General features: G+C 65.3%; 6 protein-coding genes. All 6 read left to right on the top strand.

Features of this window, described 5'->3' with window-relative positions; all coding sequences use genetic code 11:
• Window positions 1-156: 156 nt before the first annotated feature.
• Window positions 157-3,630: an exodeoxyribonuclease V subunit gamma gene (gene recC / locus ACIPZB_RS12410; RefSeq protein WP_400640426.1), complete on the top strand. Its 3,474-nt coding sequence runs from the start codon at window positions 157-159 to the stop codon at window positions 3,628-3,630.
• Window positions 3,627-7,298 (top strand): exodeoxyribonuclease V subunit beta, encoded by a 3,672-nt coding sequence (gene recB / locus ACIPZB_RS12415; protein ID WP_400640427.1) that lies wholly within the window; start codon window positions 3,627-3,629, stop codon window positions 7,296-7,298. The genes recC and recB overlap by 4 nt, the downstream gene beginning before the upstream one ends.
• On the top strand, window positions 7,295-9,370 hold the full coding sequence (gene recD / locus ACIPZB_RS12420; RefSeq protein WP_400640428.1) for an exodeoxyribonuclease V subunit alpha: 2,076 nt from the start codon (window positions 7,295-7,297) through the stop codon (window positions 9,368-9,370). The genes recB and recD overlap by 4 nt, the downstream gene beginning before the upstream one ends.
• Window positions 9,371-9,541: 171 nt before the next feature.
• Complete coding sequence (locus tag ACIPZB_RS12425) at window positions 9,542-10,108, top strand: YfiR family protein (protein ID WP_400640429.1); 567 nt, start codon at window positions 9,542-9,544, stop codon at window positions 10,106-10,108.
• A complete protein-coding gene (locus ACIPZB_RS12430) occupies window positions 10,105-11,376 on the top strand; it encodes a diguanylate cyclase domain-containing protein (protein WP_400640430.1) in 1,272 nt (423 codons plus the stop codon). The genes ACIPZB_RS12425 and ACIPZB_RS12430 overlap by 4 nt, the downstream gene beginning before the upstream one ends.
• A gap of 3 nt (window positions 11,377-11,379) precedes the next feature.
• Window positions 11,380-11,871 (top strand): OmpA family protein, encoded by a 492-nt coding sequence (locus ACIPZB_RS12435; protein ID WP_400640431.1) that lies wholly within the window; start codon window positions 11,380-11,382, stop codon window positions 11,869-11,871.
• Window positions 11,872-11,950 lie beyond the last annotated feature (79 nt).

The raw sequence follows: 11,950 nt of genomic DNA on the forward strand, positions 1-11,950 counted from the left end.
AGTGTGGGGTTTCCCCATGTGAGAGTAGGTCATCGTCAAGATTCATTTCGCAAAACCCCTATCTGCGCGAGCAGGTAGGGGTTTTGTCTTTTCTGGCTGTTTGTCAGCCGTGATATCGTTTCCCATCATTTCGAAACAGCCTGCAGAGGACCTTGAATGGCCAACTCCACTTCACTCCATCCTGGCTTCATGATTGTCCACGGCAACCGCCTGGACGACCTGCGCAGCCTGGTTGTGAACTGGATGCGCCGTTACCCGCTGGCGCCATTGGAAAACGAAATTGCGCTGGTACAGAGCAACGGCATTGCCCAATGGCTCAAGCTGGCCTTGGCCGAGGACCCACAGGAAGATGACCTTGGGGGATGCGGTATCGCCGCTGCCATCGATGTGCAGCTGCCGGGTAGCTTCATGTGGCAGCTGTACAGAAAGGTGCTGGGCCGCGATGAAATCCCCGAGGTCTCGCTGCTGGACAAGGCGCCCCTGACTTGGCGCCTCATGCGTTTGCTCCCGGAACTGATCGAACGCCCCCATTTCGAGCCATTGCGGCGCTTTCTCACCGACGACGGCGACCTGCGCAAACGCTACCAGCTGGCAGAGCGCCTGGCTGACCTGTTCGACCAGTATCAGGTCTACCGGGCCGACTGGCTCAAGGACTGGGCAGCCGGCAACCACGTGCTCAACACGGCCCGTGGCGAACGAAAACCCTTGGCTCCCGGCAATCGCTGGCAGGCCGAGTTGTGGCGAGCGTTGCTGGAGGATGTTGGCGAGCAGGGCATGGCCCAGAGCCGAGCAGGCGTGCACCAACGCTTCATCGAGCGTATCAACAGCCTGGAGCAACCCCCTGCCGGCCTCCCTTCGCGCGTGATCGTGTTCGGCATCTCCTCCTTGCCAGCCCAGGCACTGGAAGCGCTGGCCGGCCTTGCCCGCTTCAGCCAGGTGTTGTTGTGCGTGCACAACCCTTGCCGCCATCACTGGGCCGACATCGTTGCGGACAAGGACTTGCTCCGTCACCAGTACAAGCGCCAGCAACGCAAACAAGGCATGCCACTGCAGCTGGATGACGAGTCCTTGCACCAGCATGCCCATCCCTTGCTGGCCGCCTGGGGCAAACAGGGCCGCGACTACATCAACCTGCTCGACAGCTACGACGATCCAGGCAGCTACCAAGGTGCATTCAGCGAAGGGCGCATCGACTTGTTCAGCGAGGGGCAGCCGACCACGCTGCTCAACCAGCTGCAAGACGATATCCTCGAACTGCGCCCCCTCGCAGAGACCCGCCAGCTGTGGCCTGAAGTCGATCTGAACAAGGACCGATCGGTACGCTTCCACGTTGCCCACAGCCCGCAACGGGAAGTGGAGATCTTGCACGATCAACTGCTCGCCCGCTTCAGTGCCGACCCGACGTTGCGTCCGCGTGATGTCATCGTCATGTTGCCGGCGATCGACACTTATGCCCCCCATATCCGCGCCGTATTTGGCCAGTTGCAGCGCAGCGACCCACGTTACATCCCCTTCACCTTGACCGACCAGGGCCAGCGCGGCCGCGATCCCTTGCTGATTGCCCTCGAGCACCTGCTCAAGCTGCCCGACAGCCGCTTCGCGGTGAGCGAAGTGCTCGACCTGCTCGATGTGCCGGCCCTGCGTGCCCGCTTCGGTATCCGCGAAAGCGACCTGCCAACGCTGCACCGCTGGATCGAAGGCGCGGGTATCCGCTGGGGCCTGAATGCCGAGCAGCGTGCGACCCTTGGCCTGCCCGAGGGCCTGGAACAGAACAGTTGGCGCTTCGGTCTGCGCCGCATGCTGCTTGGCTATGCGGTGGGTGTGGGCGAGGGCTGCGATGGTATCGAGCCATATGACGAGATCGGCGGTCTGGATGCCGCACTCATCGGCCCGCTGGTGGCGTTGCTCGATGCCCTCGATGTGGCCTATCAGGTACTGTCCCAGCCCGCGACAGCGGCGCAATGGGGCGAGCGCCTGCACGCTTTGCTGCAGGTATTCTTCCTGGCCGAGGGTGAGCACGACGAGTTTCTGTTGATGCAATTGCAGGAGCTGCGCGATGGCTGGCTGGAAGTCTGCGAAGGCGTCGGCCTGCAAGACCTGCTACCCCTCACTGTCGTGCGCGAGGCCTGGCTCTCCGGGTTGGACCAGGGCAAGCTGTCCCAGCGTTTTCTCGCAGGCTCGGTCAACTTCTGCACCCTCATGCCCATGCGCGCGATCCCCTTCCGTGTGGTCTGCCTGCTGGGCATGAACGATGGCGACTATCCGCGCGCGCAGCAGCCGCTGGACTTCGACCTGATGGCCAGCGACTACCGACCGGGCGATCGCTCGCGCCGTGAAGATGACCGTTACCTACTGCTCGAAGCGCTGCTTTCGGCACGTGATCAGCTCTACATCAGCTGGGTCGGCCGTAGCATACGCGACAACAGCGAGCGTCCGGCATCGGTACTGATTGGCCAACTGCGCGATCATCTGGCCGCCGGTTGGCGTCTGGCCGGTGTCGGCGACGACCTGCAAGCGGGCGAGCAGTTGTTGCATGCCTTGACTCAAGAGCACCCGCTGCAACCCTTCAGCCCACGCTATTTCCAGAAAGGTAGCGCGCTGTTCAGCTATGCCCATGAATGGCAGCTGCTGCACCGGCAGGCCGATGAGGCTGCGTTGCCTGAACCAGGCCTGCCCCCTTATGCCAGCGATGAAGCCCTGACCCTGACGCAGTTGCAGGATTTTCTGCGCCATCCCGTGCGGCATTTCTTCAGCCAGCGGCTGAAAGTGTTCTTCGAGGCTCTGGAAGCGCCCACGCCGGACGAAGAGCCGTTCGTGCTCGACGCGCTGCAGCGCTACAGCGCCAGCGAAAGCCTGCTGGGCGCAGCCATGGCTGAACCTGAACAGGCCGAACGCGCCTTGCAGGCACAGGCGCGCCGGCTGCAGGCCTGCGGTGTGCTGCCCCTGGCCGGGTTCGGCGAGATTCTGCAAGCAGAGCTGATCCAGCCACTGCCTGACCTGGTGCAACGTCACCGTCAGCTGTTGCAACGCTGGCCCAACGTGGTCGAAGGCGCGCTGCCGATTCATTTTCAGCAGGGCAGCCACCGGCTGGAGGGCTGGCTTGGCCGGGTCTACCAGGCCGACAACCAGAGCCTGCTGAGCATCACCACGGTGCCCAACACCATCAGTGCCGGTCGCACCCTCAAGTGGCATCGCCTGATCACCAGCTGGGTCATGCACCTGGCGGCTTGCGCCGCTGGGTATCCGCTGCACAGCGCGCTGCTGGCCAGTGACGTCACCCTGTTGCTCGACCCGCTGCCACAGGCCCAGGCTGCCGAACTGCTTGGCCACTTGCTGGTGTCGCGCCAGGCCGCGATGAATGCGCCGCTACCGGTCGCAGCCAAGACGGCGTTCGCCTGGTTGGCCCAGGATGACCCCGACAAAGCCCTCGCCGCTGCCATGCGAGCCTACGAGGGCGACGGTCGCAACAGTTTCGGCGAGCGCAGCGAAAGCCTGGCCCTGGCCCGGCAGTTCCGTGACTTCAGCGCGCTCAGCGCCGACGAAACCTTCGAAGGCTGGTGCGAAACCCTGTACCGCCCGTTATTCAGCGCAGCCTGGCAAACACTGGGCAACCCGGAGAGTGGCGCATGACCCAGGCCCGTCCCCTGGCATTGAGTTTTCCCCTGCACGGCAGCCAACTGATCGAAGCCAGTGCCGGTACCGGCAAGACCTTCACCATTTCTGCGCTGTACCTGCGCCTGATCCTTGGCCATGGGGGCGAGCAAGGCTTTGGCCGCGAACTGCTGCCGCCGCAGATCCTCGTGGTGACCTTCACCGACGCCGCCACCAAGGAGCTGCGCGAGCGTATTCGCGCCCGACTGGCCGAGGCGGCGAGATTTTTCCGGGGTGAACTGCAGGCAGCCGATCCACTGCTCCACCAGTTGCGAGACGACTACGCCGAAGAACACTGGCCACGTTGTGCCAGCCGCCTGGAAATTGCCGTGCAGTGGATGGACGAAGCGGCCGTGTCGACCATCCATGGTTGGTGCCAGCGCATGCTCCGCGAGCACGCGTTCGACAGTGGCAGCCTGTTCACCCAGAGCCTGGAAACCGACCACAGCGACCTGCTCGGCCAGGTCATGCGCGATTACTGGCGGCGCTTCTGCTACGGCATGCACGGCGAGGCCCTGAGCTGGGTGCGCAACCACTGGGGCAGCCCGGATGCGCTGTTGCCACGCATCCGCCCGTTGTTTGGCCGCGTGCGCCTGCATCAGGACGAGCAGGAGCCTCAAGCCCTGATCGATGCCGCGCTGCAACAACGGGTCGATCAGCTGCGCCAGCTCAAGGCGCCGTGGATGCAGTGGGCCGATGAGTTGCAGCAAATCTGCCGCGATGCCGTGGCGGCCAAGCAAGCGGACGGGCGCAAGCTGCAGGCTCGCTTCTTCGAGCCGTGGGTCGACAAGTTGCGTACCTGGGCCGGCGATGAGCAGGAAGTAGACCTCGACCTGGGCACCGGTTTCACCCGCCTGACCCCAACCGGCCTGGCCGAAGCCTGGAAAGTCGGCGACCCACCTGAACATCCGGCCCTGCTGGCCATGCAGGCATTGCCGAAACAGTTGCAGGCCCTGGCCAGCCCGGATGCACGCTTGCTCGAACACGCTGCCGCCTGGGTGTCCGCACGCTTCGAAGTGGAAAAACGCCGTCGAGCCGAAATGGGCTTCGACGATATGTTGCTCCGCCTGCAGCATGCCCTGGCCAGCGAGGCGGGCGAACGCCTGGCCGGGCTGATTCGCGAGCAGTTCCCGGTCGCGCTGATCGACGAGTTCCAGGACACCGACCCGGTCCAGTACGGTATTTTCGAGAGCATCTACCGCATCGGCGAGAACCGCGCGGAAACCGGCCTGTTCATGATCGGCGACCCCAAGCAGGCGATCTATGCCTTCCGTGGCGCCGACATCTATACCTACCTGTCGGCCCGGCGGGCCACCGCTGGCCGCCTGCGCAGTCTGGATACCAACTACCGCTCCAGTCAGGCAATGGTGGCGGCGGTCAATCAGGTGTTCCTGCAGGCTGAAGGGCGTGAACAAGGGCGAGGCGCCTTCCTGTTCCGCGAGGACGGCGACAACCCGCTGCCATTCGTCGAGGTACGGGCCAAGGGCCGCAGCGAAACGCTGCTGATCGACGGTCACCCCTGCGCGGCCTTGCAATGCTGGCAACTGGAAAGCGACGAGCCTGTCTCCAGCACGCTGTATCGCCAGCAAATGGCGGCAAGCTGCGCCAGCCACATCGTTGCCCTTCTGAATGGCGGGCAACGCGGCGTCAGCGGTTTTAGCAATGAGCAAGGCGAACAACGGCCCTGCCTGCCCTCGGACATCGCCATTCTCGTGCGCGATGGCTTCGAAGCGCAGCTGGTGCGTGCCGAACTGGCTGCCCGCGATGTGCGCAGCGTCTACCTCTCCGACAAGGACTCGGTATTCGCCGCCCAGGAAGCCCATGACCTGCTGGCCTGGCTCAAAGCCTGTGCCGAACCCGATTCCGAGCGCTTGCTCAAGGCCGCCCTGGCCAGCCTGACCCTGGACCTGTCGCTGACCGAGCTGGACCAGCTGAACCAGGACGAGCGGGTCTGGGAAGGCTGGGTCATGCGTTTTCGCCGATACCGTGACACCTGGCAGCGCCAGGGCGTGTTGCCGATGCTGCGCCACCTCCTGCACGACTTCCACCTGCCGCGCACCCTGATCGCGCGCAGCGACGGCGAACGGGTGCTCACCAACCTGTTGCACCTGGCCGAGCTGCTGCAGCAGGCGGCCGGCGAGCTGGACGGCGAACAGGCACTGATTCGCCACCTGGCCGAGCACCTGGCCAACGCCGGGCAGGCCGGTGAGGAGCAGATACTGCGCCTGGAGAGCGACGAGCAACTGGTCAAGGTGGTGACGATCCACAAGTCCAAGGGCCTGGAATATCCGCTGGTCTACCTGCCGTTCATCTGCACCAGCAAACCGGTAGACGGTAGCCGCCTGCCGCTGGCCTGGCACGACAGCCAGGGCAACGTGCAGCTCACCCTGACCCCTGACCAGGAGCAGATTGCCCTGGCCGACGACGAGCGCCTGGCCGAAGACCTGCGCCTGCTCTACGTTGCCCTCACACGTGCCCAGCACGCCTGCTGGCTGGGTGTCGCCGACCTCAAGCGCGGCACCCAGAAGACCTCGCAGTTGCACCGTTCGGCCCTTGGCTACCTGCTCGGTGGCGGACTGCCGCTGGTGGGCTCGTCGCAGCTGTCGGATTGGCTGCAGGGCCTGCTGTCCAGTTGCCCGCAGATTGCCTGCCCAGGCCTGCCGGAGGCTGACGAACAGTGTTATCAACCGCCCCATGCCGAGCACGAGCTGCTACCTGCACGCAAGCCTCGGCGTGCGGCATCCGAACACTGGTGGATCGCCTCCTACAGCGCCTTGCGGGTCGGTGAACAGACCCTCGGCGCCGACAGCTCCCAAGCTCAGCAGCTGCTCGACGATGAGGTAGTCGATGCCCAGCTGGTGCGTGAAGTACCGGCAGAGGGCGGCGACATCCATCGCTTCCCGCGCGGCCCGAACCCGGGCACCTTCCTCCATGGCCTGCTCGAATGGGCGGGTCGCGAAGGCTTTGCCGAGGTCGCCGCCAACCCCAAGCTGATCGAACGTACCGTCGGCCAGCGTTGCAACCGCCGCGACTGGACCGGCTGGATTTCAACCCTCAGCCACTGGATGCTGCAGATGCTCAATGAGCCCCTGCCGGCCCGCGATGCCAGCCTCACGCTCGCCCGGTTGCAGCACTACCAGATCGAAATGGAATTCTGGTTCGCCAGCCATCAGGTCGATGCCGAGCAACTCGACCGTCTGGTGGCCCGTCACACCCACTCCGGGGTGGCGCGCCCTGCGGCCCAGCCGACGCTGCTCAATGGCATGTTCAAGGGCTTCATCGACCTGGCTTTCGAACTGGACGGGCGCTACTACGTGGCCGACTACAAGTCCAACTGGCTGGGCCCGGACACCCTGGCCTATGACGCGACGGCCATGGAAAAAGCGATTCTCGAACACCGCTACGACCTGCAGTACGTGTTGTACCTGCTGGCCCTGCATCGCCAGTTGCGCGCACGGCTGCCCGACTACGATTACGACCGCCATGTCGGCGGTGCCCTGTTCATCTTCCTGCGCGGCGCCAGCAGCAGTGGCCATGGCGTGTACTTCGCCAAGCCACCGCGCGAGCTGATCGAAGCGCTCGACGCACTGTTCCGTGGCGTCCATCAGCCGCAGCAACAAGACCTGTTTGCCGGAGTCGCGCCATGAGCCGAACCCTCGACGATCTCTTGCCAACGCCCCTGCACGCCGAACAGTTGCTGGGGCTGCAGCCGCAACATGTCAGCGGCGATCTGTTGCAGCTGCTCGACCGCTGGGTGGAGCGTGGCTGGTTGCGCGCGCTGGACCGGGCATTCGTGTCCTTCCTCGAAGAGCGAGCCCCTGGCAGCGACCCACTGCTGCTGCTGGCGGCCGCCTTGGCCAGCCATCAGCTTGGCCACGGGCATGTCTGCCTCGACTTGCAGCAAACCCTCGCAGAGCCGGATTTCGCCCTGTCGCTGCCACCTGAGGGCGATGCCCTGACGGGCCCATTGCTGCTGCCTTCACAGCTGCTGGCCAACCTCGACCTGGGCACCTGGCTGCAACGCATTGCTGCCAGCCCGCTGGTGGCTGCCGGCGATACCCCCGGGCAGCAGGCGCGGCCGCTGGTACTCAGCGGCGAACGCCTGTACCTGCGCCGCTACTGGAGCTATGAACGGCGCATCGATGCCACCCTGCGCCAGCGCCTGAGCCTGCATGAGGCGGCCCCGGCAGATTTGCCCGCGCGCCTGGCGCAGTTGTTCGACGCAGGTGCCCTGGCGGGCCAGGTCGACTGGCAGAAACTGGCCTGTGCCCTGGCCACCCGCGCCGGCTTCAGCATCATCACTGGCGGCCCCGGCACCGGCAAGACCACCACCGTGGTCCGTTTGCTGGCCTTGTTGCAGGCACCGGCGGTGGAGCAGGGCAGGCCTCTGCGTATTCGCCTGGCCGCGCCCACCGGCAAGGCGGCGGCGCGCCTCACCGAATCCATCGGCCAGCAGGTCGAGCGCTTGCAGGTGAGTGCCGAGGTGCGCGGGCAGATCCCTACCGATGTCAGCACCGTGCATCGTCTGCTCGGCAGCCGGCCGGGATCGCGGCATTTCCGCCACCATGCCGGCAACCCGTTGCCACTGGACGTGCTGGTGGTCGACGAAGCGTCGATGATCGACCTCGAGATGATGGCCAACCTGCTCGATGCCTTGCCGCCAAAGGCCCGCCTGGTGCTGCTGGGCGACAAGGACCAGCTGGCATCGGTCGAGGCGGGTGCGGTGCTGGGCGACCTGTGCCGCGATGCCGAGGACGGCCGCTATTCGCCCGCGACTCAAGCCTGGCTGGAGCAGATTGGCGGCCAGTCGTTGGCCGGCAGCGGCCTCAAGCCGGGCGACGACCAGCGTCACCCGTTGGCCCAACAGGTGGTGATGCTGCGCTTCTCCCGGCGCTTTGGCGAAGGCAGCGGCATTGGCCAGTTGGCGCGCCTGGTCAACCGTCAACAAGGGCAGGCGGCGCGTGACTTGCTGAGCCTGCCGCCGAGCGACGTGTTCGGGCTGGCCCTGCGCGGCGAGCAAGACCGTGCCTTCGACCGCCTGCTGCTCGATGGCCTGAACCGCGGCGCCGAAGGGCCACAGGGCTATCGCAGCTACCTGCGGGCGATCGGTCGCTTGCGCCCAGCACCCGGCACGGCCTTCGACGACCCGCGCTGGGAGCAATGGGCGGCCAAGGTGCTGCACAGTTTCGAGGACTTCCAGCTGCTCTGCGCGGTGCGCAAGGGCGCCTGGGGTGTGGAAGGGCTCAACGAGCGGGTAGCGCGAGTGCTGCACAATGCCGGGCTGATCGACAGCCAGCAGCCCTGGTACGAAGGGCGCCCGGTGCTGGTCACGCGCAACGACTATGGCCTGGGGCTGATGAACGGCGATATCGGCATCGCCCTGCGCTTGCCCGACGAGCACGGCGAGCCGCTGCTGCGCGTGGCCTTCCCGCGCAATGACGGCAGCGGCGGTGTGCGCTTCGTCCTGCCCAGCCGGCTCAACGAAGTGGAAACGGTGTTCGCCATGACCGTGCACAAGTCGCAGGGCTCGGAGTTCAGCCATACCGCGCTGGTGCTACCGGATGCGCTCAACCCGGTGCTGACCAAAGAGCTGGTGTATACCGGCATCACCCGCGCCAAGCACTGCTTCAGCCTGATCGAACCGCGCCAAGGCATTTTCGAAGAGGCCGTGTTACGCAAGGTCCGGCGTATTTCCGGCCTCATGCTCGAGCAGGTCTGACCCCATCGCCGGCAAGCCGGCTCCCACAGGTCGGGTTCAGCGGTGTAACTGTGGGAGCCGGCTTGCCGGCGATAGGGCCATCAAGCACGACACAAGGCTCCGCGCCTACAGAAGGCCAGCGTTGTGCTATCGTTGCGCCGAGTTCACATAGCGTTTTGAGAGAATTCTCACATGACAGGGGCCAGGGAGCGGTTGACAGGCGGTGCGCTTTCTCTCGTGCTGGCCGCCCTGTCGCTATTGGCAGGCCCTGCCCATGCACAGGCGTCGCCCCCCTCCCAGCAGGCCCAAGAGCGGTCGAAGGCCGTGACCCAAGTGGTCTTGGGAATCCTCAGCTACGCGCGCTGGCCAACCGAGCCGGCGCCCTTGCGCCTATGCCTGGTCGGCCCCACCGAATACGCCGACGACTTGATCAAAAGCACTGTGCAGAACGCCGGCCAGCCGTTGCTGGTTCGCCGCCTGCTGGCCGATGATCGGCAGATCGCCCAGGCCTGTGATGCCGTTTACATCGGCAAACTCGACCCAGGCCAGCGCGATCGCCTGTTCGAGGTCATCAGTGGGCACCCAGTGCTGAGCATCAGCGAAGCCGACGACCCGTGCACGGTCGGCAGCCTGTTCTGCCTGCGGCTCGGCGACGAGCAAGTGGCTTTCGAGGTCAATCTCGATTCGGTGGCGCGCTCCGGCGTGCGTATCCACCCCAGCGTGCTGCAATTGTCGCGGCGCCGGGCGGTGCAGCCATGAAGCCGGGGAAAAAGCCCGGCGTGCGCCCGACACTGCGCTCTGTGCTCGGCCGTGGGCACCTTGCCGTGGCCTTGCTGGCCGTGGGCCTGGCGGGCATCTCGCTGACCCTGCTGGGCGTGCTGGCCCTGCGCGTCTACGCCAACCACAACGTGGACTTGATCGCCCGCTCCATCAACTACACCGTCGAAGCCGCCGTGGTATTCGACGACAGTGCCGCCGCCAATGAAGCGCTGGCGCTGATCGCCGGCACCGAGGAGGTGGCGGACGCCAAGGTGTTCAACAGCGACGGCGAGGTGCTGGCGCACTGGCAGCGCAGCGACGATGGCATGCTGGCCCGCCTGGAAGCCCAGGTAGCGACTGCGCTGCTGGACCAACCGGTCAACCTGCCGATCTTGCACAAGCAGCAGAAGGTTGGGCATATCGAATTGATCGGCCAGGGGCGCAGCCTGTTGCTGTTCCTGCTTGGCGGCCTTGGCGGCATTCTGTTCTGCACGCTGCTCAGTGCCTTCGTCGCCCTGTACCTGTCACGGCGCATGCTGGGCGATATTGTCCGCCCATTGCGCAGCCTCGCCAGCGTCGCCCATGCCGCGCGTCGCGAGCGCAGTTTCGACCGCCGCGTGCCGGAAGCGCCGATCGCTGAACTCAATGAACTGGGCAACGACTTCAACGCCTTGCTCGACGAACTGGAAGTCTGGCACGGCCACCTGCAGAACGAGAATGCCGCGCTGGCGCACCAGGCCAGCCATGACAGCCTCACCGGCCTGCCCAACCGGGCCTTTTTCGAAGGCCGCCTCAGCCGCTGCCTGCGCAATGCGGCCCGACAGCAGGACCACCTGGCACTGTTGTTCCTCGACAGCGATCACTTCAAGCAGATCAATGACAGCCTCGGCCACGCCGTGGGTGACGAAGTGCTGATCAACGTCGCCGACCGTGTGCGGGCGCAACTGCGCGAGCATGACCTGGTCGCTCGTCTGGGCGGCGATGAGTTCGCGGTGTTGCTGACCCCGCTGCAGTCCCGCGAGGACGCCGAGCGCATTGCCGAGAAGATCGTCGCCAGCATGCAACTGCCGATGCAGCTCGACGAGGGCGGCACGCTTACGACCTCAATGAGTGTCGGCATCGCCTATTACCCGGAGGATGGCCGCGACCCCGCCAGCCTCCTTAATGCCGCTGACGCGGCGATGTACCAGGCCAAGCGCAAGCGCCGTGGCCAGTGGCAAGCGGCGCAGACGGAACGGTCCGCCGCCGAGTTCAAGAACAGGAGCTGAACCGTGATCCATCGTTTGCGTTTTCCCTTCATCGCGATATTGCTGGCCCTGCTGGCGCTGACCGGCTGCCAGAGCACACCACCTAAAGGGCTCACGGCCGAGCAGATCGCCGTGCTCAAGCGCGAAGGCTTTGCGCCGACCGAAGAGGGGTGGGCGTTCGACCTGTCGGGCAAGGTGTTGTTTGGCAGCGACCTGGACAGCCTCAATGGCCAGAGCCAGGCAATCGTCGAGCGGATCGGCAAGGCGTTGCTGGGGGTAGGTATCGAGGGCGTGCGGGTAGATGGCCATGCCGATGCCACGGGCAAGGCGGCGTACAACCAGCAGCTATCCGAGCGGCGCGCGGACAGTGTGGCCAAGGCATTGATCGGCGTCGGCATGCCGGCGCAGAACATACACACCCGTGGGTTGGGCAGTACCCAGCCAGTGGCGAATAACCGGACCAGTGCCGGGCGCACCGAAAACCGCCGGGTGTCGATCGTGGTGGCGTCTTACTGAGATCCGCGTGGCATTCATCGCCGGCAAGCCGGCTCCCACAAGTACTGCACCGAGCCTAAAAGCTGACGCGTTCTCTGTG

The sequence above is a fragment of the Pseudomonas sp. NPDC089396 genome, from assembly GCF_044749545.1.
Taxonomy (GTDB): domain Bacteria; phylum Pseudomonadota; class Gammaproteobacteria; order Pseudomonadales; family Pseudomonadaceae; genus Aquipseudomonas.